Origin of the sequence: Lentzea sp. NPDC051838 (assembly GCF_040681245.1) — a bacterium.
GTDB lineage: Bacteria > Actinomycetota > Actinomycetes > Mycobacteriales > Pseudonocardiaceae > Lentzea.
Map to the genome: position 1 here is coordinate 39,680 of NZ_JBFAYI010000026.1, position 22,835 is coordinate 62,514.

General features: G+C 68.9%; 21 protein-coding genes. 7 read left to right on the top strand and 14 right to left on the bottom strand.

The features are described from left to right. Positions 1 to 52: 52 nt before the first annotated feature. The 7 genes from hutI to AB0M24_RS36705 form a co-directional block, all read right to left on the bottom strand. Positions 53 to 1,186, bottom strand: coding sequence for an imidazolonepropionase (gene hutI / locus AB0M24_RS36675; RefSeq protein ID WP_363778072.1), 1,134 nt, complete (start codon positions 1,184 to 1,186; stop codon positions 53 to 55). Then, positions 1,183 to 2,457, bottom strand: coding sequence for a formimidoylglutamate deiminase (locus AB0M24_RS36680; protein WP_363778073.1), 1,275 nt, complete (start codon positions 2,455 to 2,457; stop codon positions 1,183 to 1,185). The genes hutI and AB0M24_RS36680 overlap by 4 nt, the downstream gene beginning before the upstream one ends. Continuing rightward, positions 2,454 to 3,623 carry an allantoate amidohydrolase gene (locus AB0M24_RS36685; RefSeq protein ID WP_363778074.1) on the bottom strand — a complete coding sequence of 390 codons (1,170 nt, stop codon included), beginning with the start codon at positions 3,621 to 3,623 and terminating at the stop codon, positions 2,454 to 2,456. Before AB0M24_RS36685 ends, AB0M24_RS36680 begins: the two co-directional genes overlap by 4 nt. Then, positions 3,623 to 5,278, bottom strand: a complete 1,656-nt coding sequence (gene hutU / locus AB0M24_RS36690) for a urocanate hydratase (protein WP_363778075.1) — start codon at positions 5,276 to 5,278, stop codon at positions 3,623 to 3,625. Before hutU ends, AB0M24_RS36685 begins: the two co-directional genes overlap by 1 nt. Before the next feature lie 2 nt (positions 5,279 to 5,280). Continuing rightward, a complete protein-coding gene (gene hutH / locus AB0M24_RS36695; protein WP_363778076.1) occupies positions 5,281 to 6,786 on the bottom strand; it encodes a histidine ammonia-lyase in 1,506 nt (501 codons plus the stop codon). A 78-nt stretch (positions 6,787 to 6,864) separates the two neighbouring features. Next, positions 6,865 to 7,803 (bottom strand): hypothetical protein, encoded by a 939-nt coding sequence (locus AB0M24_RS36700; protein ID WP_363778077.1) that lies wholly within the window; start codon positions 7,801 to 7,803, stop codon positions 6,865 to 6,867. Then, positions 7,800 to 8,327: a SigE family RNA polymerase sigma factor gene (locus AB0M24_RS36705; RefSeq protein WP_363778078.1), complete on the bottom strand. Its 528-nt coding sequence runs from the start codon at positions 8,325 to 8,327 to the stop codon at positions 7,800 to 7,802. The genes AB0M24_RS36700 and AB0M24_RS36705 overlap by 4 nt, the downstream gene beginning before the upstream one ends. 114 nt (positions 8,328 to 8,441) lie before the next feature. Here AB0M24_RS36705 and AB0M24_RS36710 point away from each other — a divergent pair, with 114 nt between their 5' ends. The 4 genes from AB0M24_RS36710 to AB0M24_RS36725 are packed head-to-tail and all read left to right on the top strand — an operon-like array spanning position 8,442 to position 11,482. Continuing rightward, complete coding sequence (locus tag AB0M24_RS36710) at positions 8,442 to 9,224, top strand: IclR family transcriptional regulator (protein WP_363778079.1); 783 nt, start codon at positions 8,442 to 8,444, stop codon at positions 9,222 to 9,224. A gap of 36 nt (positions 9,225 to 9,260) precedes the next feature. Beyond that, a complete protein-coding gene (locus tag AB0M24_RS36715) occupies positions 9,261 to 9,674 on the top strand; it encodes a MarR family transcriptional regulator (protein ID WP_363778080.1) in 414 nt (137 codons plus the stop codon). Positions 9,675 to 9,683: 9 nt separating this feature from the next. Continuing rightward, complete coding sequence (locus AB0M24_RS36720; protein WP_363778081.1) at positions 9,684 to 10,514, top strand: haloalkane dehalogenase; 831 nt, start codon at positions 9,684 to 9,686, stop codon at positions 10,512 to 10,514. A 5-nt stretch (positions 10,515 to 10,519) separates the two neighbouring features. Beyond that, on the top strand, positions 10,520 to 11,482 hold the full coding sequence (locus AB0M24_RS36725; protein WP_363778082.1) for a GNAT family N-acetyltransferase: 963 nt from the start codon (positions 10,520 to 10,522) through the stop codon (positions 11,480 to 11,482). 51 nt (positions 11,483 to 11,533) lie between these two features. Here the strand turns inward: AB0M24_RS36725 and AB0M24_RS36730 are convergent, their stop codons facing one another. From AB0M24_RS36730 to AB0M24_RS36745, 4 genes are read right to left on the bottom strand one after another with little or no spacing between them, the layout of a single operon-like run. Next, positions 11,534 to 12,430, bottom strand: coding sequence for an ABC transporter substrate-binding protein (locus AB0M24_RS36730; protein ID WP_363778083.1), 897 nt, complete (start codon positions 12,428 to 12,430; stop codon positions 11,534 to 11,536). Continuing rightward, positions 12,427 to 13,092: an ABC transporter permease gene (locus AB0M24_RS36735; protein WP_363778084.1), complete on the bottom strand. Its 666-nt coding sequence runs from the start codon at positions 13,090 to 13,092 to the stop codon at positions 12,427 to 12,429. Before AB0M24_RS36735 ends, AB0M24_RS36730 begins: the two co-directional genes overlap by 4 nt. Positions 13,093 to 13,096: 4 nt before the next feature. Next, the gene (locus AB0M24_RS36740) at positions 13,097 to 13,735 is read right to left on the bottom strand and encodes an ABC transporter permease (protein WP_363778085.1); all 639 of its coding nucleotides are present in this window, start codon (positions 13,733 to 13,735) and stop codon (positions 13,097 to 13,099) included. After that, the gene (locus AB0M24_RS36745; RefSeq protein WP_363778086.1) at positions 13,732 to 14,814 is read right to left on the bottom strand and encodes an ATP-binding cassette domain-containing protein; all 1,083 of its coding nucleotides are present in this window, start codon (positions 14,812 to 14,814) and stop codon (positions 13,732 to 13,734) included. Before AB0M24_RS36745 ends, AB0M24_RS36740 begins: the two co-directional genes overlap by 4 nt. Positions 14,815 to 14,961: 147 nt before the next feature. Here AB0M24_RS36745 and AB0M24_RS36750 point away from each other — a divergent pair, with 147 nt between their 5' ends. Then, positions 14,962 to 16,497 (top strand): bis-aminopropyl spermidine synthase family protein, encoded by a 1,536-nt coding sequence (locus AB0M24_RS36750; RefSeq protein ID WP_363778087.1) that lies wholly within the window; start codon positions 14,962 to 14,964, stop codon positions 16,495 to 16,497. Here the strand turns inward: AB0M24_RS36750 and AB0M24_RS36755 are convergent. Together AB0M24_RS36755 and AB0M24_RS36760 are read right to left on the bottom strand one after the other, a co-directional pair. After that, on the bottom strand, positions 16,459 to 19,635 hold the full coding sequence (locus AB0M24_RS36755) for an EAL domain-containing protein (protein ID WP_363778088.1): 3,177 nt from the start codon (positions 19,633 to 19,635) through the stop codon (positions 16,459 to 16,461). The two genes, AB0M24_RS36750 and AB0M24_RS36755, sit on opposite strands and share 39 nt — an antisense overlap. A gap of 236 nt (positions 19,636 to 19,871) precedes the next feature. Continuing rightward, a complete protein-coding gene (locus AB0M24_RS36760) occupies positions 19,872 to 21,068 on the bottom strand; it encodes a malic enzyme-like NAD(P)-binding protein (protein WP_363778089.1) in 1,197 nt (398 codons plus the stop codon). A gap of 334 nt (positions 21,069 to 21,402) precedes the next feature. On the opposite strand from AB0M24_RS36760, the gene rfbC reads away from it, so the two are divergent. Continuing rightward, positions 21,403 to 22,002: a dTDP-4-dehydrorhamnose 3,5-epimerase gene (gene rfbC, locus AB0M24_RS36765; RefSeq protein WP_363778090.1), complete on the top strand. Its 600-nt coding sequence runs from the start codon at positions 21,403 to 21,405 to the stop codon at positions 22,000 to 22,002. Here rfbC and AB0M24_RS36770 read toward each other — a convergent pair. Then, complete coding sequence (locus AB0M24_RS36770; protein ID WP_363778162.1) at positions 21,992 to 22,273, bottom strand: S24 family peptidase; 282 nt, start codon at positions 22,271 to 22,273, stop codon at positions 21,992 to 21,994. The genes rfbC and AB0M24_RS36770 overlap by 11 nt on opposite strands. 95 nt (positions 22,274 to 22,368) lie before the next feature. Between AB0M24_RS36770 and sodN the strand changes: the two genes are divergently transcribed. After that, complete coding sequence (gene sodN / locus AB0M24_RS36775; protein ID WP_363778091.1) at positions 22,369 to 22,776, top strand: superoxide dismutase, Ni; 408 nt, start codon at positions 22,369 to 22,371, stop codon at positions 22,774 to 22,776. Positions 22,777 to 22,835 lie beyond the last annotated feature (59 nt).

Genomic DNA, 22,835 nt, shown 5'->3' on the forward strand with positions numbered 1-22,835 from the left:
CGGCGGCACCCTCCGCCAGTAGGCCCACACGGAGGGTTATGAGACGCCTTTCTCAGATGGCTCGTTCGCCCCGACGCCACACCGAGTGCGTCAACGGGACGCCTGGCCGGTACGCCAGATGCGTGATCGACGGCGCGTCCAACACGTGGAGGTCAGCGCGCGCACCAGGCCTGATGACACCGACGTCGTCCCTTCGCAACGCCTGCGCCCCACCGGCCGTGGCCGCCCACACCGCTTCTTCCACCGTCATGCGCATCTGCAGGACGGCTGTCGTCACGCAGAAGGCCATCGACGAGGTGTACGACGAGCCGGGGTTGCAGTTGCTGGCCAACGCGACCGTGGCGCCCGCATCGAGCAGAGCGCGCGCTGGCGGCAGCGACTGACGAGTCGACAGGTCGCAGGCCGGGAGCAGCGTGGCGACGGTGTCCGACGACGCCAGCGCGTCGATGTCCTCGTGCGACAGGTACGTGCAGTGGTCGACGGACGCGGCACCGAGCTCGACGGCCAGCCGCACGCCGGGGCCCTCGCCGAGCTGGTTGCCGTGCACGCGCAGGCCGAGGCCCTTGGCCTTGGCGGCTTCGAGCACGGCCTTGGACTGGTCGTAGTCGAACGCGCCCTTCTCGCAGAACACGTCCGCCCAGCGCACGAGGGGTGCGACGGCGTCGAGCATCTCGCCGCGGACCAGGTCGACGTACGTGTCGGCGTCCTCGCCGGGCGGGACGAGGTGGGCACCGAGGAACGTGATCTCGTCGACGTGCTCAGCGGCGATGCGAGCGCTGCGCACCTCGTCCGGGACGTTCAGGCCGTAGCCGGTCTTGGTCTCGACGAACGTCGTGCCCTGCCTCAGGGCCTCGGCGACGTGCTTGCGGACGACCTCCGACAGTTCGGCGTCGCTCGCGGCACGGGTCGCGTTGACGGTGACGGCGATGCCACCCGCGGTGTACGGCTTGCCGGCCATGCGCGCACCGAACTCGGCGGTGCGGTCACCCGCGAAGACCAGGTGGGTGTGGCTGTCGACCCAGCCGGGCAGCACCGCGCGGCCTTCGACGTCGATCCGGGAGTCGGCCGCCGGAGCGTTCCGCGCGCTGCCCACCCAGGCGATCTCCGAGCCGTCGACGACCAGCGCGTCACCGGCGGACTCGGTGTTCGTGGTCAGCTCACCGATGCCGGTGATCAGCACGCTCATGCCCACAGCTCCTCGATAGCGTCCGCCAGCAGCCTGCCGACGTCTCCCAGAGTCTCGTGCACGCCACCGGACGCGACCACTCGGCCACCGACCACCACGGTGTCCACATCGGACGCCGTCGCACTCAAGAAAACCTGCTGCGGCAACGAACCGGCGGTGCGCGGCGTCGAGCAGCCGATGGCCACGAGGTCGCAGGGAGCACCGACCTCGATCCGTCCCGCGTCCCAGCCGAGCGCGTCGTGACGCGTGGCCGCCTGGAGCAGCTCGGCCGGTGAGAAACGGCCGCGCTGACCCGTTCTCAACCGCTCGTTGTGCTCCAGGGCGCGGGTTTCCAGCAGCGGGTCGATCACGGCGTGCTGGTCGCTGCCCAACGACAGCGGGCTGCCCGCGTCGGCCAGCTCGCGGGCCGGCCCGATGCCGTCGGCGAGGTCGGCCTCGGTGGTCGGGCAGAAGCACGCACCGGTGCCGGATCCACCGAGCAGCGCGATGTCCTCTGGCGTGAGGTGCGTGGCGTGCACAGCTGTCGTGCGCGGCGAGAGTGCGCCTGCTTCGGCGAGAATCCCGGTCGGGGTGAGGCCGTACGCGGCGAGGCAGGCTTCGTTCTCGGCGGGCTGCTCGGACAGGTGGACGTGCAAGGGCGCGTCCGGGAGTGCTTGCGCCACAACAGGAATCTGGTCGCGAGGAACCGCACGGACCGAGTGGATCGCGGCACCGACGCGCATCACGTTGTCGGACTTGAGCTCTCGAACGCGGTTCGCCCACGCCTCCGCGGTGCCATCGGAGAAGCGTTGCTGCACCTCGTTCAACGGCTGGTCGATGCCACCCGCGAGGTAGCAGGTGTCGAGCAGCGTCAACCGGATGCCCGCGTCCGCGGCGGCTTCCCGCAGGCAGTGGCCGAACTCGTTCGACCTGTCGTGGACGTAGTGGAACTCGCCGACGGTCGAGACACCCGCCAGCGCCATCTCGCCGTACACCGCCCGAGCGAGGCGGTAGTAGGACTGCGGGGTGAGCTTCTCCGCCAGCGCGTACATGCCTTCGCGCCACGTCCAGAACGTGCCGCCGCCGTCGTGCGTCCGACCGCGCAGAGCCCGGTGGAACGCGTGCGAGTGAGCGTTCGCGAAACCCGGCACGACAACGCCGTGCAGCCTGCGGACACCCAGCGGAATCGTGTCCACTGTGGACACCGAAGAGATCCTGCCGTCCTCGACCCTGATCAGCACGCGCTCGGCGAGCCCGGTGGGCAACCAGGCTCGCTCGCACCAGAAGTTCATGAGCCGAGGTGTTCGATCGTGGCGGCAAGAGCCTTGACGCCTTCGTCGACATCGGACTGCTCGGCGAACTCCTCCGGCGCGTGGCTCACGCCGGTGGGGTTGCGCACGAACAACATCGCGGTCGGGACGTGCGCGGCGAGGATGCCCGCGTCGTGGCCCGCACCGGTCGGCAGCGCGGGAACGCCCCCGAGCGCTCCCGCGATGTCGTCCCGCAACTGCGCGTCGAAGTACACCGTGTCGCCGTACGACTCCTCGGTGATCGTGACCTCGCAGCCTTCTTCCTTGGCAGCCTGGTGAGCCGCCTCGGAGATCTCGGCGACCATTGCGCGGGTGCGCTCGTCGTCGGTGTCGCGCGCATCCAGCCAGACGTCCACAGTGGACGCGATGACGTTGGTGCCGCCGGGGTTGGGGACGAGCCTTCCCACGGTGGCACGCCCGCCGCCCCTGGCCGCCTTGCGCGCTGCCAGAACCAGTTGCGACGCCGGGAGCATCGGGTCGCGCCGGTCCTCGATCAGCGTGGCGCCGGCGTGGTTGCCCTCACCGCTGAACGTGAACCGCCACCGGCCGTGCGCCAGGATGCTCGAAGCGACGCCGACCGGAACCGTCAGACCACGACCCTGTTCGACGTGCAGCTCGACGAACTGGCCGATGCGCTTCAACGCCCGTTCGTCGCGACCGACCAGATCGGGGTTGTACCCGGCGGCCTTCATGGCCTCGGCCAGCGTGACACCGTCCGGGTCCTTGAGCGCCAACGCCTTCTCCGGGGCGATGGCGCCGGTCAGGAGCCGGCTGCCGAGGCAGGCGACGCCGAACCGGCCGCCTTCCTCCTCGGCGAAGACGGTGATCGCGAACGGCCGTTTGGGCTTGAATCCCGTGGCCTGCAAGAGGTCCACGGCCTCCAGCGCCGAGGTCACCCCGAGCGGGCCGTCGAACGCACCACCACCGGGCACCGAGTCCAGGTGGCTGCCGGTGATGAGCGCGTTGTCCCCGCGCTCACCCCACCAGGCCCAGAGGTTGCCGTTCTGGTCGGTCTCCACGTTGAGACCGCGCCGGACCGCCTGCTCCACGAACCAGTGCCGCAGTTCGAGCTCAGGCTTGTTGTAGCCGTGGCGCGAGTAGCCACCGCGCTTGAGGTCCTTGCCGACGTTCGCGATCTGGTCGAGCATCAACCCTCCATAGGAATGCGGACGCCCTTGTCCGCAGCCACCGTCTTCGCCTCGTCGTACCCGGCGTCCACGTGCCGGATGACGCCCATGCCGGGGTCGTTGGTGAGCACGCGCTCGATCTTCTGCGCGGCCAGCTCGGTGCCGTCCGCGACCGTCACCTGACCGGCGTGGATCGAGCGGCCGATGCCCACACCGCCACCGTGGTGGATCGACACCCAGGTCGCACCCGACGCCGTGTTGACCAGCGCGTTGAGCAGCGGCCAGTCGGCGATCGCGTCGGAGCCGTCGGCCATCGACTCGGTCTCGCGGTACGGGGACGCGACCGAGCCGCAGTCGAGGTGGTCGCGGCCGATCACGATCGGCGCCGACAGTTCGCCGGAAGCCACCATCTCGTTGAACTTCAGACCCGCGAGGTGGCGCTCGCCGTAGCCGAGCCAGCAGATGCGGGCGGGCAAGCCCTGGAACTCGACGCGCTCACCAGCCATCTTGATCCACCGGGCCAGCTGCTCGTTCTCCGGGAAGAGCTCCAGGATCGCCTGGTCGGTCTTGGCGATGTCGGCCGGGTCGCCGGACAGCGCGGCCCAGCGGAACGGGCCCTTGCCCTCGCAGAACAACGGGCGGATGTACGCGGGCACGAAGCCGGGGAAGGCGAACGCGCGGTCGTAGCCGCCGAGCTGGGCCTCGCCGCGGATCGAGTTGCCGTAGTCGAACACCTCGGCACCGCGGTCCATGAAGCCGACCATGGCCTCGACGTGCGCAGCCATCGACTCCCGCGCGCGCTGGGTGAACTCGTCCGGCTTCGCACCGGCGTAGTCCTGCCACTCGTCCAGCGAGACACCGACGGGCAGGTACGCCAACGGGTCGTGCGCCGAGGTCTGGTCCGTGACGATGTCGATGGCGACCTCGCGACGCAGCAGCTCGGGCAGGATCTCGGCCGCGTTGCCCACGACACCAACGGAAACGGCCTCACCGGCGGCCTTGGCGGCCAACACGCGCTCGATGGCGCTGTCCAGGTCGTCCGCGACCTCGTCGAGGTAGCGGGTCTCCAGGCGACGCTGCACGCGGTGCGGGTCGACGTCGATGCACAGCGCGACGCCCTCGTTCATCGTCACGGCGAGAGGCTGCGCACCGCCCATGCCACCAAGACCGGCCGTGAGCGTCAAAGTGCCGCGCAGCGTGCCGTTGAAGCGCTTGTTGGCGACGGCGGCGAACGTCTCGTAGGTGCCCTGCAGGATGCCCTGCGTGCCGATGTAGATCCACGAGCCCGCGGTCATCTGCCCGTACATCGTGAGGCCCTCGGCCTCCAGGCGGCGGAACTCGGGCCAGTTCGCCCAGTCCGGCACCAGGTTCGAGTTCGCGATGAGCACGCGCGGCGCCCACTCGTTCGTGCGCATGACGCCGACCGGCCGACCGGACTGGACGAGCAGCGTCTCGTCGGCTTCGAGGTTCGCGAGCTCGCGGGAGATCGCGTCGAACGACGGCCAGTCACGCGCGGCCTTGCCCGTGCCGCCGTAGACGACCAGGTCCTCCGGGCGCTCGGCGACGTCGGGGTCGAGGTTGTTGTGGAACATCCGCAGCGCGGCCTCGGTGGACCAGTTCTTCGCGGTCAGCTCGGTGCCGCGGTCGGCGCGAACGACGTTCTGTGCGTCCTTCATGGCTAGAGGGCTCCACTTCGAATCAAGGCCTCGGCGGCGGCGATCTCCGGTGCGAGGTGGCGGTCGGGACCGGGTCCCTGGACCGTCTCGCGCAACTTCGCCACGGCGGCGGCCGTCGCGGGGGCGGGCTTGAGCGGCGCGCGCAGGTCGAGCGCACGCGCGGCGGTGAGCAGTTCGATGGCCAGCACGGTGGTGAGACCGTCCACGGCCTTGCGCAGCTTGCGGGCGGCGGACCAGCCCATCGACACGTGGTCCTCCTGCATCGCGGAGGACGGGATCGAGTCGACGGACGCCGGCACCGCGAGGCGCTTGAGCTCGGACACGATCGCGGCCTGGGTGTACTGGGCGATCATGTGGCCGGAGTCGACGCCGGGGTCGTCGGCGAGGAACGGCGGAAGGCCGTGCGACCGCGAGACGTCGAGCATGCGGTCGGTGCGGCGCTCGGCGATCGAGGCAACGTCCGCGAGCGGGATGGCCAGGAAGTCCAGCGCGTAGGCCACGGGAGCGCCGTGGAAGTTGCCGTTGGACTCGACCCGGCCGTCCGCCAGCACGACGGGGTTGTCGATCACGGACGACAGCTCGCGGTCGGCCACCGTCGCCGCGTACGCCACGGTGTCGCGGGCAGCGCCGTGCACCTGCGGGGAGCAGCGCAGCGAGTACGCGTCCTGCACGCGGGTGCAGTCGGGGCCGCGGTGCGAGGCGACGATCTCGGAGTCCCTCAGGAACGCCAGCATCCGCGCGGCTGACAGGTTCTGGCCGGGGTGCGGGCGCAGCGCGTGCAGCTCGGGCTCGAAGACGCGGTCGGTGCCGAGCAGCGCCTCGACGCTCATCGCGGCGGTCAGGTCGGCGATGTCGAGCAGCTTCGTCAGGTCGGCGATCGCCAGCGACAGCATGCCCAGCATGCCGTCGGTGCCGTTGATCAGCGCGAGGCCTTCCTTCTCGGCCAGCTGCACGGGCTCGATGCCGGCTTCTGCGAGAGCCTCGGCGGCCGGGACGAGCTCGTGGCGGGCGTTGCGGACCATGCCCTCGCCCATCAACGCCAGTGCGTTGGCACTGAGGGGCGCCAGGTCACCGGAACAGCCGAGCGAGCCGAACTCGTGCACCACCGGGGTGATGCCGGCGTTCAGCATGCCCGCCATGGCGTCCACAGTGGACAGCCGGACACCGGTGTGGCCGGTCGCGAGAGTCCGCAGCCGCAGCAGCATCAGCGCCCGCACGACCTCCCGCTCGACCTCGGGACCGGAACCGGCGGCGTGGCTGCGGATCAGCGACCGCTGCAGCTGGGCACGGCGGTCCGGCGGGATGTGCCGGACGGCGAGCGCGCCGAACCCGGTCGAGACGCCGTAGGTGGGGCGTTCGGCCGTGGCGAGCTGTTCGATGTGGCCGCGGGCGGTGGTGACCGCCTCGCGGGCCGCCGCGGTGATCTCCACCGGGGCACCGTCGCGAGCGACGGCGTGCACGTCCTCGAGGGTCAGAGGCTTCGGACCCAGCTCCACCGGTTGTCTCATGCAGACATCACAGCGCTCCGGGGCCGACTCAGCGACCCCGGAGCGCGGATGGGTGTCTGGGACTCCAGACAGAGTGGTTTACAGCTTCTTGCCGATCCAGCTCGTGTCAGGAGAGGACACGAGCTCGACCTTGTTCACCGCCTCGAGCACGGTGTCGCTGTACGACTCGGCGCTCGCCCAGATCCAGACGCCGGCGTCGAGCACCGACACCGTGTTTCCGGTGCGGAAGCCGTCCTTGCCGCGCACCTTGATCGGCTGGGTCTGGCCGGACAGCTCCGGCTGCTGCGGCGAGACATGGACGCTGACCTGGTTCTTCCAGTTCGTCATCGCCTCCCACGCGGACGCCGTGGCGCCCCAGACGTGGTCGGCGAACCTGCCGTCGATCTTGAACGGCGGCTGGTGCCTGAGCTTCGTGTCGAACCGCACGGACTCAGCGACTTGCAGTGCGACGCCGCGCACGTCGCCCACTCCGCGCACCTCGACGTTCAGGACGTCCTGCGCCTTCCACACGACGTGCGCGGTCTCGCCCGGCGACTGACCGGCACCCGACCGCACCCACGCCTTCAGGCCGCGGACGGTGACCGAGTCCCAGCCGGTCGTGTCCGGCAGCTCCGCGCTCGTGCCGAGGACGACCGTCGGCTTGCCGTCGGTGAACGGGTAGCCCTTGTCGCCCGCCGGCACCCACACCCGCGAGACCTGGTCGTTCGTGCCGCGGAAGTTCTCGACGAAGCCGTCCGGCAGCCAGTGCGGTGCGTACTTGAGCGCGACGGTCTGGCCGTTGTCCGTGTTGAGCGCGGCGGCCGCGTCGCTGCCGCTCGGCGGTGAGTACCGGTCGCTCGCGATGACGCCCGCGAAGATCAGGACGGCGACGGCGGCGACACCGGCAGTGGCGATCATGAAGACGTTGCGGTGCCTCTTGCGCTTGCGGCGCAGTGCGTTGAGCGTCGGCCCCGGATGCGGGGTGCGTTCGGCGAGTTTGCCGAGCGCGTCCTTGACGAGCTGTTCGGTGTCGTTCACGACAGGCCCTCCCCGAGCCGCAACCCGACACCAGCGGGCTCCGGCGTGTGGTCCAGGCGGAGTGTGGCCAGCGCACGCGAGATGTGGCTGCGCACGGTTCCCTCGGCACAACCGAGCATCTGTGCGATCTCCGAGTCCTCGTAGTTCTCGTAGTAGCGGAGCACGACCGCGGCCCGCTGTTTGCGGGGCAGCTTGGCGATCCGCTGCAACATGGCTTCCCGCTCGTCGTAGTGGTGCGTCTTGTCTCCGACGGGCGGGGTGACGGACTCCAGCGTCGTCATGCAGAGGGCCACGTCCTTGGCGGCCCTGCGGCGGCGCCACGAGAGGTACTCGTTGGTCACCATGCGTTTGACGTAGGCGTGAGGGAGGTCGACTGAACCGATGCGATCCCACTTCTGCTGCGCGCGCAGCAGCACTTCCTGGACCACGTCCTGGGCCAGGTGCGGGTCACACGTGAGCACGGTGGCGTAGCGCAGCAACGGGGTCACCTGTTCTGCCACGAAGTCATCGAAACTCGGTGTCAATCCCGACCCCCTTATGAACCGTCACGCCACCTACAACGCATCTCGGAGCTGTTCTGTTGAGTGTGCACTGATGGAGGAACGGCGTGGGCTGCATCACGTGGGAAAATCACTGTTGTGGGCAGCAGCAGTGACGTTCCCGCACTGCGGCGCGGACTCGCGGTGCTGCGGTTGCTGGCGGGCAGACCCGGCCCGGTCTCCGCGGCGTCGGTGGCGCGCGAGCTCAATCTTCCCAGGTCAACGACCTACCACCTGCTCTCGGAGCTGACCGAGGCCGGCTTCGCGACGCACTTCCCCGAGGAGAAGCGGTACGGGTTGGGGGTCGCGTCGTTCGAGCTCGGCTCCGCGTACCTGCGGCACGACCCGCTGGAGCGGCTCGCTCGCCCGTTGCTGCGCAAGCTCGCCGATCGGATGGAGAAGGTCTCGCATCTGGGTGTTCTGCACGGCTCCGAGGCGCTTTATCTGGTACGCGAGCAGCCGCGGCAACCGCAGGCGATCGTGTCCGACGTCGGCGTCCGGTTGCCCGCGCATCTGACGGCGTCCGGGCGCGCGATGCTGGCGCACGTGCCTCCGGCGCAGGTCAGGGCATTGTTCCCGTCGGTCGCGTCGTTCGTCGACCGGACCGGGCGGGGGCCGCACAACCTGCCGGCGTTGCGCCGGTTGCTGACGTCCGAACGCCGTCAGGGCTGGTCGGTCGAGGACGGGTTCGTGACGGTCGGGTTCGCGTCGGTGGCCGCGCCGGTGTTCGACCACGGCGAGCGGCCGATCGCGGCCATCACGGTGACGTTCCGACACGTCTGCGACACGCCGTGCGGCCAGATCTGGCCGGAGCTCGCCAAAGAGGTCCGCAAGGCGGCCGAGGAGCTGACCACGCGCATCGGCGGGCACGTCGTCACTTAGTAGCCATGTACATAGTAGCCATGTACTGTATCTGCCATGAGCGAGTTCTCGGCCGGGCACCTGGTGTGGCGGCTGGCGATGAAGTGGCGGACGGCCGTTGACCGCGCGTTGGACCCCCTCGGGCTGACGCACGCGCAGTACGTCGTCCTGTCGTCGCTGCTGGCTCTCGATCGGCCGACGCAACGCGAACTGGCCGACCACACCGGACTCGAAGCGTTGTACGTCTCGAAGCTGGCGCGCTCTCTGGAGGCATCGGGGTTCGTCGGGCGCACACGCGACAAGGTCGACACACGAGCCGTGCGCCTCGAACTGACCGCGCGTGGTCGTGAGGTCGTCGAACCCGCCGTGGCCCTGGTCGCGTCGTTGCTGGACCGGCTGCTGGAGCCGCTGGACGACCGCGCCGCCCTCTCCCGTTCGCTCGTCGCGCTGCTCGCCGTTTCACTCGACTGAGGACGTGTCATGCCCGTTGTTCCTGTTCTGGACTCGACCATGCACTACGAGTCTTTTGGCTCCGCGCCGTTCGTGTTCCTGCACGGTAACCCCGGCTCTTCGCACGCCTGGCGCCACGTGCTGCCGGAGTCAGGCGGCCTGGCACCCGACCTGATCGGCATGGGCCGCTCGGGCAGGCCGGACATCGCGTACTCGTTCGCCGACCACGCCCGCTACCTCGACGCGTGGTTCGACGCGCTGGACCTGGACCGCGTGGTGCTCGTCGGCCACGACTGGGGTGGCGCTTTGGCGTTCGACTGGGCCGCGCGGCATCCCTCACGTGTTCTTGGGGTGGCGTTCTTCGAGACGATCGTGAAGCCCATGAACGATTCGGAGTTGCCATTGCCCGCGCAGGAACGGGTGCGGCGCTTTCGCACTCTCGAGACGCTGGACGATGACGCGTTCGTGCGCCAGGCGTACACCGGCGGAGTGCGCACACCCGTCTCGGATGAGGACCTTGCCGCGTACCTGGCTCCGTTCCCCGACGCCGCGAGCCGACGCCCCGTGCTCGCCTGGGCGAAGCAGATGCCGTTCGACGGGGAGCCGGCTGCTTTGATCCCGCGGATCGAGGCCTACGACGCGTGGCTTGCGACTTCTGAGGTGCCCAAGCTGCTGCTGACCTTCGAGGGGTCGCCGACGTTGCTGATCGGGCCGCAGTTGCGCGCGTGGTGCGAGGAGAACATCGCCTCGCTGGACGTCGTTTCCGTTGGTGAGGCAGGGCATCACGCGCAGGAGGACCGTCCGAAGGAGATCGCAGCCGAGATCGCCGCTTGGACGGAACGCCACCGCCTGATTGCATAGCGTGCATGGGGGAAATCGACATCGAAGAGTTCGACCTCGCCACTGCCACCGAGGCCGACCAGCGCGCGCTCTTCGACCTTCACGTGATCTGGTGGAAAGCCTTGCCACCCCGCCAGCTGCCGGAGTTCAGCGGGTGGGTGCAGCGGATGCAGGTGCCCGACATCAGCTGGGGGCTCCCGCGACACGTGGTCGCGCGGGAGGACGGCCTCATCGTCGGGTACGTGGACGGATACCTGCCGACGGCCGGCAACACGCATCTCGTCGCGGGCAACGTGGTGGTAGATCCACGATGCAGAGGCCGGGGCATCGGTACCGCGTTGCTCCGGTTCGCCCTGCCCATGGCGAACCGGGAAGTGGCAAGTGCCTCGTGGATTCCCCGAGGCGATGAGGGATGGGCGGTCCGGCGCGGATTCACCGTCGTGAGTTCGCTGACCATCCAGTGGCTGGTGCTCACTGATCCGCTGCCGGAAGTGGGCGAGGTCCCCACCGGGTACCGCCTGGTGCAGTGGACCGGGCGAGCGCCGGACGAGCTGCTCGACGCCTACGTCGACGCGCTCGGCGCGATGAACGACCAGCCGCTGGACGGCAGTCCGATCAACGTGGTCCCGTACACCCGAGAACGGGCGCGGCAGGAGGAGGACAACCTGTTGGCCGTCGGGGTCGAAGTGTGGGTCGTTCTCGCGTTGTGCGGCGACGAGGCCGCTGGAGTGACGGTGATGCACCGAACCCCGTCACGGCCTTCCGCAGGCCAGCACCGGCACACCGGTGTGGTGGCCGCACATCGCGGCAAGGGCCTCGGGCGACTGATCAAGGCACACCTGCTCCGCCAGCTGACCGGCATCGAGATCGTCGAGACCGAGACGAGCAGCGAGAACGAGCACATGCGGCGGATCAACCACTCGCTCGGCTACACCGACCGGCTGACCGTCGTCGACGTCAGCGCACGCGTCGCCGATCTGGTGCTGTGAAACGGAAGCGGGGCGGACACCCGAATGTGCCCGCCCCGCTTCCAAGAACGATCAGATGCCCGCGGAGGCCAGCCACTCCTTGGCGACCTTCTCCGGCTCCGGCTTGTCCGGCGACGACAGCTTCGCGTTCAGGTCCAGCAGAACCTTCGTGTCGAGCTTCTTCGAGATGGCGTTGAGGGTGTCGCGAACCTGCTGCGACGCCTTCTTCTCGTTGATGAGCGGCAACACGTTCTGCGCCGCGAAGACGCTCTTCGGGTCTTCCAGCACCACGAACTCGTTGGCCTTGATGGCCGCGTCCGTCGTGAACAGGTCGGCCGCCTGCACCGCGTTGTCCTTGAGGCCGGCGACGGTCAGCGGGCCGCCGACGTCGAGCGCCTTGAACTGCTTGAACTCGCAGGAGTACTTGGCCTTCAGGCCCGGCAGGCCGTCGGGGCGGTTCTGGAACTCCGGCGGGCCGCCGAAGACGAGGTCCTTGCAGTACGGGACGAGGTCGTCGAGCGACTTGAGGCTGTACTGCGCGGCGATCTGCTTGGTGACGACGACCGCGTCCTTGTCCTCGGCCGAGGACTTGTCGAGCACGGTCAAACCGGCAGGCAGAGCCTTCTTCAGCGCCGTGTAGACCTCGTCGGAGGCGACCTCCTGGGCTTCCTTGTTGACGTGCTTGAGAAGCACGCCGCTGTACTCCGGGATCAGGTCGATCGAGCCGTCCTGCACGCCCTTGAAGTACAGCTCGCGGTTGCCGATGTTCAGCTTCTTGGAGACCTTGACGCCCTTGGCCGACAACGCCTGGGCGTAGATCTCGGCGAGCACGGTCGACTCCGGGAAGTTGGCGGAGCCCACGACGATCGTGTCCGTCGGGGCCGGGTTGTTGTTGCCGCCCGTCAACGGGTCACCGCCACATGCCGACAAGAGCATGGCCGCGGCGACGACTGTCGCGATGCGCTTCATCGATTTCCTCCGGTTCCCACTGGACGCAGCCCTGGCGAGACCGTCAGCCGTTGCAGGCCGGCGAGCCCCAGGTCGACGAGAACGGCGAGCAGTGCCACGAGCACCGCGCCGGCGAGCATCTGACCGAACTCCTGCAGGGCGAGGCCGTCGAAGACGAACCTGCCCAGACCACCGGCGCCGGTGTAGGCGGCGATGGTGGCGGTCGCGACCACTTGCAGTGCGGCGCCGCGGAAACCGCCGTAGATCAACGGAAGCGCGTTCGGGATCTCCACCTGAAGCAGAACGCCCGACTCGCGCATGCCGACACCTCGCGCGGCGTCGACGGCCACCGGGTCGACCGCGCGGATGCCCGCGTAGGTGCCTGCCATGATCGGCGGGATCGCGAGCAGCACCAGCGCGACGTACACCGGGAAGTCACCGAGACCCGCCCACAGCACCACGAGGATCAGCACCGCGGTGGTCGGCAGGGCGCGCAGCACGTTCGAGAGTCCGACGACCAGGAACCCGCCTTTGCCGGTGTGGCCGACGAACGCGCCGAGCGGGATCGCGATCACCGCGGCTATCACCAGGGTCAGCAGCGTGTAGCCGAGATGTTCCAGCAACCGCACCGGAATCCCGCCGCTGCCGGACCAGTGCGCGGGGTCGAAGAGCCAGCCGCCCATCAGCTCACCTCCCCGCCCTCGCCCACGGCGTGAGCACTCGTCCGAGCAACAACAGCAGTCCGTCCGCGAGCGCCGCGAGCACGACCGTCCCGATGAGACCCGCGAGGACCTTGGCGCTGTTGTCCGTCTGGTACCCCTCGGTGAAGAGCTGGCCGTAGCCGCCGAGACCGACGAGCGCGCCGACGCTCACCATGCTGATGTTCGACACGGTCGCGACCCGCAGACCCGCGATCGTCACGGGCAGCGACAGCGGGAAGTCGACGGTGAGGAACCTGCGCAACGGCCGGAAGCCCATCGCGTTCGCCGCGGCGGTGACGTGACCGGGTACCGACGACAGCGCGTCCGCGACCGAGCGGACCATCAGCGCGACCGTGTAGATCGTGAGCGGCACGATGACGTTGATCTCGTCGAGGATCTTCACGCCGATCAGCACCGGGGTGATCACGATCAGCGCGATGGACGGGATCGTGAACAGGATGTTGGCCAGCGGGAAGAGGATCGCGCGCGCCGTGTTCGACCGGCTCGCCACCCACCCCAGCGGGATCGACAGCACGAAGCCGATCAGCACCGGCACGACGGAGAGCCGGAGGTGCACCTCGGTGACTTCCCAGAACCTCGCCCAGTTCTCGAAAATCCAGGTCACTTCGGGACCTCACCCGCCGCGCGGGCCTTCGCGAGCGCCTTGATCACGTCGTCGGCCTTGACCACACCGGTGACCGCGCCCTGGTCGTCGACCACCACGCCGAGCGCGGACGGCGAGCTGAGTGCCGCGTCCAGCGCGCTCCTGAGCGTGGAACCGTCGTAGAGCGAGCCGCCGGAGATCAGGTGTTGTTCGCTCACCTCGACCTCACCGTCCACACCGGACAGCCAGCCCTTGGGCCGGTTGTTCTCGTCGACGGCGAGCGTCCAGTCGGCAACCGTGATGCGCTCGCCGAGCCTGGCCGTGGTGACGGGGTGCACGGGCACGTCGGCGTGCAGGAAGGTCAGCGTGCGGTAGCCCCGGTCCCTGCCGACGAACGAGGCCACGAAGTCGTTGGCGGGCGCGCTGAGCAGCTCCGTCGGCTTCGCGTACTGCGCCAGGTGCCCGCCCGTCTGGAACACCGCGACGCGCTCGCCGAGCTTCAGCGCCTCGTCGATGTCGTGCGTGACGAACACGATCGTCTTGTCGAGTTCCGCTTGCAGGCGAAGGAGTTCGTTCTGCAGGTCTTCCCGGACGACGGGGTCGACCGCGCTGAACGGTTCGTCCATCAGCAACACCGGCGGGTCGGCGGCCAACGCACGCGCCACGCCCACCCGTTGCTGCTGACCGCCGGACAGCTGAGCCGGGTACCGCTTGCCGAACGCCGGGTCGAGCCCGACGATCTCCAGCAGCTCCGCGGCCCTGGTGCGCGCCTTTCGTCTGTCCCAACCGGACAGCAGGGGTACGGTCGCGACGTTGTCCAGCACGGTCCGGTGCGGGAACAGCCCTGCCTGCTGGATCACGTAGCCGATGCCGCGGCGCAGCGTCGGCGGGTCGACGGACAGGACGTCCTTGCCGTCCACCAGGATCGTGCCCGACGTCGGGTCGATCATGCGGTTGACCATGCGCAGCGACGTCGTCTTGCCGCAGCCGGAAGGACCGACGAACACCGTGATGGTGCCCGCCTCGACCGCGAGGTCGAGCTCGTCGACAGCGATGGTCCCGTCCTCGAACCGCTTGGTGACGGCCCGGAACTCGATCACCCTTCGGATCCCTCCGGTCGTGACAGCCACCCCGTTTGGGCTGCCCTGGATGTAGATCCCAAAGACCTTAACTCGTTCGGCGTACCCCGGCACAGCGTTCCACGATGTGATTGGCCGTATGGTTTACCGCTTGTGACGATCGACCAGGTGCGCCAGTTGGTTTCCGAGCGCGGCGTGCACGCCCGCAAGCTCCGCGAAGTGTTGTCCCTGCTCAGCGAGGACTGGCACCCGCTGGCCGAGCTCGTGCGCCTGCCCGCCGTGCCCCGCCGCACGGTCCAGGACCTGCTCAAGGCCCTCGGTGACGACGCGGAATCTTCAGACGATCGTTACCGCATCGCGCCCGGTGTCGTGGCCGCGTACCGGGACGCGTTCGGCATTTCGGGCGTGCGCGACCACACCGACGTGCTGCGCCAGATCCTCGTGGACATCGCCGACGTGCCCGCGCCTTTGTCCTCGTTGGACCACGTGCAAGCCACCGCCGAGACGGCGCTGAACCGCGCGGTGTGGCTGGACTCCGTGTACGACCTCAACGGCAAGCGCTTGCTGTGCCTGGGAGACCACGACCTGACGTCGCTCGCCGTCGCCGCCGTGAATCCTCACGTGTCGATTACGGTCGTGGACCTGGACGAGCGGCTGCTGGAGTTCATCGACTCGCGCGCTGCTTCGCGTGGCCTGGATGTGCGAACGTTGCACTGCGACATGCGTTTCGGGCTGCCGCAGTCGGTTCTCGAGTCGTTCGATCTCGTCTTCAGCGACCCGCCCTACACCCCGGAAGGCATGGGGCTCTTCGCCGGACGCGCTGTCGAGGCTCTCTCGGACGTGGCCGACGGACGGGTGCTGCTGGCGTACGGCTTCTCCGACCGCACGCCCGCGCTGGGACTGAAGGTGCAGCAGGAACTGCAGAAGCTCGGGCTGGTGTTCGAGGCGATCCTGCCCGCGTTCCACCGGTTCGACGGCGCGCAGGCCATCGGATCCGCCGCCGATCTGTACGTCTGCCGCCCGACCGGCCGGCGCGCGGTGTCCGGTGGCACGCGCATCTACACGCACGGCGCGCAGTCGGTGGAGTCGAGCGGGCCTTCGAAAGAGGCGTTGGCCGCGCTGTCGGAACTGGCGCCGCGCCCGGAATCCTCGCCGCCGCCCAAGCCTCGCGCGGCCGGGTGGGCCGAGCCCGTCGGCAAGGGCGCGGCGTCGCTCGCCGTTGACCTGTCAGCGGATCCGGGGCCGTGGCTCCTGCGCACTCTGCTGGCGTCCAGCCCGGCCCGGCTCGCTTGCCTGGTGCCGAACAACCATCCGGCGGTGTCGTCGGAGGCCGGGCAGAAGGAGCTCCAGGAACTGGTGCAGACGCGCTTCAAGTTGAAATTCCTGCGCAACAACCCAGATTCCAAGACGACGATCGTCGTCGCCGATCAAGTTCTGACCGGCACGCTGTCGCTGGGCGACCGCGCGATCCGCGAGGTGCTCATGAGGGCGCACGGCAAGCTGCGCAACATGTGGCGCGAAGCCCTGATCACGGCGTCACAGGGCGTGCTGACCAAGAAGCAGGCAGCCGAGATCATCGACAACGCCCCGGTCTCGGAGGAAGACCTCGAACTGCGCTTGATCGACCTGCCCAAGCACCGGATCGCGGCGCTGCTGCCGGAGATCTCAGCCAGCGCGCGGTATGTGGAGCGGCCCGAGAGCTAGCACGGCGCGGAACTCCTTGGGCGGCACCGGACGCGAGAACAACCAACCCTGGTACGCGTCCACGCCGACCCCGCGCAGCACGTGGAACTGCGTGGCCGTCTCGACACCTTCGGCCACGCACTTCCGGCCCATAGCCCGGGCCATGTCGACCACGGCACGCGCGACCGCGAAGTCCGAGGAGTCGTTGCCCACACCGGAGACGAAGCGCCGGTCCACCTTGATGATCTGCGCCGGCAGGTCCTTCAACCGCGCCAACGACGAGTAGCCGGTGCCGAAGTCGTCGACGGCGAACTGCACGCCGCGCTGCACCAGTTCGTCCATCGACTGGCGGACGCGCGAGGGCAGGTCGACGAACGCGGTCTCGACCAGTTCCAGCACCACGCGTTCCCACGGGACGCCGGACTCCAGGATCGCGGTCGACACGATGTCGACGAACTCCGGATCGCCCGGCACCAGGCCGGCCAGGTTCACCGCCACCGACACCGGACGGCCGTCGGGCGCGGGCCACGTCGCGGCTTCCTTCAACGCCGTCCGCAGCACCCAGCGGTCGAGCTCGCGCATCAGGTCGCCCTGCTCGGCGACGGGCAGGAAGACGTCCGGTGGCAGCAGGCCGCGGTCCGGATGCGGCCAGCGCACCAGGGCCTCCGCGGTCAGCACCGCGCCGTCGACGCCCACGACCGGCTGGAAGTGCAACGCCAGGCCGTCGTGCTGCAGGGCGTCGCGCAGCTGGCCTTCGAGGTGCACCTGGCGGTCTGCGGACGCGATCAACGCCGCCGAGGCCAGCGAAACCCGCCCGGCGCCGTTGCGCTTCGCCTCGAACATCGCCGCGTCGGCGAACCGCAGCAGGTCGGCGCCGTTGGCCCGCGACCCGTTCGGCACGGCGGCACCGATGGACGCCGAGACCCGGACCAGCTGACCGTGCACCGGAACGGCAGTGCGCAACAACGAAGCCACCCGAGTGGCCAGAGCATCCACACCACCGACGGAGTCGATGTCCTCGCAGATGATCACGTACTCGTCGCCGGACAGACGCGCGGCGGTGCAGCCGTCGGGCAGCCCGCCTTCCAACCGGCGAGCCAGCGCCACGAGCAACTCGTCACCGGCGTCGTGGCCCAGGGAGTCGTTGACGCGCTTGAAGTTGTCGATGTCGCAGAAGAACACGGCGACCTTGGACCGGCCGGGACCGTCCAGCAGCTTGCCGAGCATCTCCTTGACCAGAGCGCGGTTCGGCAGCCCGGTCAGCTCGTCGTGCGTCGCCTGGTGCCGCAACGCCTCGGCGGTGCGACGACGTTCGGTGATGTCCAGGAACACGATCAGCCAGAACCGGCGGCCGTCGTCCTGCACGGACAGCGCGATGTGCAGCTCGCAGTAGACCTTCTCGCCGTCGGGACGCACGAGGATCCGCTGCGGGATCTTCTGCGTGCGTTCGGCGGCCCACTGCAGACCGGGCGACGTGTCCTCGGGGTGCGTGAGCTGCTCGGCGGTCATGCCGCGCAGCTGCTCCAGCTCCATGCCCAGCAGATCGCACAGAGCGTCGTTGGCGTCGACCAGTCGCTCACCCTCGTCGAAAAGGCCGATGCCGACGGGCGTCACCGACACCAGGTCCGTGAAGCGCTGCGACGAACGCTTCATCCGGGCCTCGGCGGCGCGCTGCTCGGTCACGTCCTGCGCGGTGCCGACGGCGAGCTGGTTGCCCTGCGGGTCGCGCACGATCATGCCGTGGCAGCGGAAGATCCGGGTGGAACCGTCGCGGCGCACCACGCGGTGCTCGCACTGCACGGCGACCTCGTCGACAGCGAGCTGGCGCCACAGGTCGTCGACCCAGCCGCGGTCCTCGGGGTGCACGAGGTCGAGGTAGGTGATGTAGCTGCCCACGACGTCGGCCGGGATGCCGTAGAGCTCGCGCAGCATGTCCGACCACACGACGTCGCCGGTCGCCGGGTTCCACTCCCACATGCCGAGGCGCGCTGCCTGCTGCGCGTCGGCCAGTCTTCGGCGGTCCTCGCGCATCTGGCGTTCGAGGGCACGTGCTTCGGTGACGTCCTGGATGGTGCCGTGGTAGCGCTCCACCCTGCCGGAGGACGAGATCTCGGCGCGCACGCGGCAGATGTAGACGCGGTCGCCGATCTCGCTGCGGACCTCGACCTCGATCGGGGCGTCGTCCTTCGTGTGCAGCAGCTGGTGCCGGATCTCCTTGACGGCTTCCCGGTCATCGGGGTGCACGCCGCTCAGGAGGTCGTCGTCCGGGGTCATGCCCAGCTCGGCGTACATCTCCATCAGCACTTCGCTGCGGTGCACGGCGCGCGTGCCCGTCTCGTACGCCCAGCTGCCGATGCGGGCGATGCGCTGGGCCTCGAGCAGCCGGGCCCGTTCCTGCGCGAGCTCGGTGGCCGCGCGCTTGGACTCGGTGATGTCGCGGATGTAGCCGGTGATCTTGTCCAGCTGGCCGTCGTCGGTGAGCCTCGCCTCGGCCACACCGCGGATCCACCGCAGCTGGCCGTCAGGGCGCACGATCCGGTACTCGATGTCGATCGGGTCGCCGGTGATCTCCCGGCCGTGCCAGTACGACTCGACGTAGTGGTAGTCGTCCGGGTGCACGACGTCGAGGACGGCCTGCGCACCGGGCACGACAGCGCCGCGCTCGACGCCGAGAAGCTCGTAGTGGGTGTCCGACCAGACGGTCAGACCGGTCTCCGGGTCGTACTCCCACGAACCCAGCTCCGCGACCCGCTGGACCTTGCGCAGGCGGCGCTGTTCGTCGCGCAACGCGTCCGCGGCGGTCGAGAGGTCGGAGACGTCGATCAGCAGGACGGCCTGCAGGCCTGTTCCGGGAACGGCGTGCCTGGCCACGCGCACCGGCAGCTCCGTGCCGTCGCCGCGGGCCAGTCGCAGGTCGGACTGGTTGCCGAGCAGCAGCTGTCCGAGCGGGTGCCCGACGAGGTCGTCAGCCCCCTGGACGCCCGCGAGCTCGACGGCAGCCGGGTTCGCCTGCATGACGACACCCTTGACGTCGACGAGCAACGACGGCGCGTCGGGCAGGGTCAACCCGTCCAACGTCACCGGTGGCTTGCCTGAAGCAGGCGCAGCCGTCCGTGCACGGCCGTTCACCACCGTCGCGCGTCCTACCCACTTGGGCACCGGCCCACCCTCTCCCGCATCCACCGCCCGCGGCAATTCGGGTGGGCACGACAACGGCACCCGAACGGCGGCAAACACGAACCCTCTCCTCGGGTGAACACCCGAGGAGAGGGACGGTAGCGCTTCGGAGCGTCATCGCCCACCCCTGCACGGGTTAACGAAAAGCCACGTTCGTGGTTCCGGTACTCGTGCACATGCAAAAAGGTGGCGAATATCAGGGCTTCTTCAGGCTGGGATCAGGCGACGCCGTCGGCCTTCGCCGCGATCGCGACAGCCGCCGCGACCTCGGGTCCGACGCGCGGGTCCAGTGCGGACGGAACAATTCGGTCTGGACCCAAATCATCTTTCGCAACGGCGAGAATGGCATCCGCCGCCGCGAGTTTCATGCCCTCGGTGATCCGGCGCGCACCCGCGTCGAGAGCCCCGCGGAAAATGCCGGGGAACGCGAGCACGTTGTTGATCTGGTTCGGGAAGTCGCTGCGGCCCGTCGCCACGATCGCGGCGTGCCGCGCTGCGACGTCCGGGTGCACCTCGGGGTCCGGGTTGGACAGGGCGAACACGATCGAGTCGTCCGCCATGCTCGCGATGAGGTCCTCGGACACCTTCGACGACGACACGCCGATGAAGACGTCCGCGCCGCGCAGGGCCACGTCGATGCCGCCGTCGAGGTTGGCCTTGTTGGTGACCGCCGCGATCTCTTCCTTGATCGGGTTGAGGCCCGAGCGACCCGTGCGGACGATGCCGCGCGAGTCGAGCAGCGTGATGTCGCCGACGCCGGCGGCGAGCAGGATCTTGGCGATCGCGATGCCCGCGGCGCCCGCACCGGAGATGACCACCCGCTGGTCACCCACGTTCTTGCCGAGCACCGTGTTCGCGCCGTTCAACGCAGCCAGCGACACGACAGCGGTGCCGTGCTGGTCGTCGTGCATGACCGGGCAGTCGAGCGCCTCGATCAGCTTCTGCTCCAGCTCGAAGCAGCGCGGCGCGGAGACGTCCTCGAGGTTGACCGCGCCGAACGACGGACGCAGCCGGACGAGCGTCTCGACGATCTCGTCCACGTCCGTCGTGTTGAGCACGAGCGGGATGGAGTCGAGGCCGCCGAAGGTCTTGAACAGCGCGGACTTGCCCTCCATGACGGGCAGCGACGCGCTGGGGCCGATGTCGCCGAGGCCGAGCACCGCGGTGCCGTCGCTCACGACGACGACCAGGCGGTGCGCCCAGGTGTACTTCGCGGCGAGCTTCGCGTCCTCCGCGATCGCCTTGCTCACTCGTGCGACACCGGGGGTGTAGGCGATGGACAGCGCTTTCGGGTCAGCGAGCGAGGCGGTCGCGCCGACCTCGAGCTTCCCGCCCAGGTGCGCGTTGAAGATCTCCTCGTCCGTCAGCTGCGTCGGATCGGAGTTCTCGGTACGGGCTTCGTTCACTGCTGTCACGGCGTCCCTCCTGCGGTGCGGGCGGCGTAGTAGCCCTGGACTTGGGCTCATCACCAAACGGCGCACCGGCCCAGTGTTGTCACACCGGGTACACGGGGCCTGGAAACTCGGTCGACGCCCTCCGACGAGTTGCGTCGGAGAACAGCCCGAGTGCTGCGGGTGACGGAAGTGTGGCAGGGTCGCGTCGCCCTGTCTGCGGCGGGGATCACACTTTTTCCGCAGGTCAGACGGCATGTAGCAAGACGTCCGTCCGGTTTTCTGCACCGACCGGTCGGTTTATGCAGGCAGGAAGCACCCGATCGGTCAAGAAACTTTGACGCCTTAGAGTGACGGCATGCAGGCGAGTTCGCTGAAAATTGACGGCGCGTTCGAGTTCACTCCTCGTACATTTCCCGACGACCGCGGCGTGTTCGTCTCGCCGTACCAGGAGGCCGCCTTCACCGAGGCGGTCGGCCACCCTTTGAAGGTCGCCCAGACGAACCACAGCGTCTCGCGCGCGGGCACCATCCGCGGCATCCACTACGCGGACGTCCCGCCGTCCCAGGCGAAGTACGTCTTCTGCCCGCGCGGCTCGTTCATCGACGTGATCGTCGACATCCGCGTCGGCTCCCCCACGTTCGCCCAGTGGGAGGCCGTGCTGGTCTCGTCCGCGAAGTGCAACGCCGTCTACCTCGCCGAGGGCCTGGGCCACGCGATGATCGCCCTCGAAGACGACACGACGATGAACTACCTGTGCTCCACGGTCTACAACCCGTCCGGCGAGCACGGCCTGACGCCGCTCGACCCGGCTCTGGACCTGCCGTGGCCGCGCGAGCTCGAGTTCCTGTTGTCGGAGAAGGACACGGCCGCCCCGACGCTCGCCGAGGCGTACGAGGCGGGTGCGTTGCCGCGCTACGAGGACTGCCTGGCGCTCTACGCCTCGCTCAAAGCCTGAACCTGGGCCTCGGCCATAGTCGAGCTTTGACGACTCCGAGCACTTCCGCAGGTCCGAGGTGTTCGGAGTCGGTGCTGGCGAACGGGTTGTCGCCTACCACGTGCCACCCGCCGTCCACTGGGTGAGAGGCACGCTTGACCGACAGTTGACCGGGCCTGCTCGCCCACTGTACGAGGACGATCTGCCCGACTTCGGGCTGCACACCCCACCTGACCAGCACGATGTCGTCGTTCCTCAGCGCCGGAACCATCGACGGTCCGCGGACGAGCACGGTGGAGAGGCGCGGTCTCAACGATCACCCTTCGGTCAGCCGGAGTAGGGTTCCTCCTTGTCGGAGCATCCACTGTTTTCATTCTGGGAGGAACGATGCGACTCGTGTCGCGCATTCTCCGCCCGCGCGTCGAAGCCACCGCGCACTGCGACCTGCCCTGCGGTGTCTACGACCCCGCGCAGGCCCGCATCGAGGCCGAGTCGGTCAAGGCGGTCCAGGAGAAGTACCAGGCCAACGAGGACCCGGAGTTCCGGGAGCGCGCCGTCCTGATCAAGGAGCAGCGCAGCGAGCTCGTCAAGCACCACCTGTGGGTGCTGTGGACGGACTACTTCAAGCCGCCGCACTTCGAGAAGTACCCCGAGCTGCACGACCTCTTCAACCGCGCCACCAAGGCCGCGGGTGCGGGTGGCACGAAGGGCTCGATGGACCCGGCTTCCGGCCAGGCCCTGCTCGACCTGATCGCGCAGATCGACAAGATTTTCTGGGAGACCAAGCAGGGCTGAGCCCCTCTTCGGTCTTGTGAACGGCGCCGCATCCCCGGGCAGGGTGCGGCGCCGTTCGT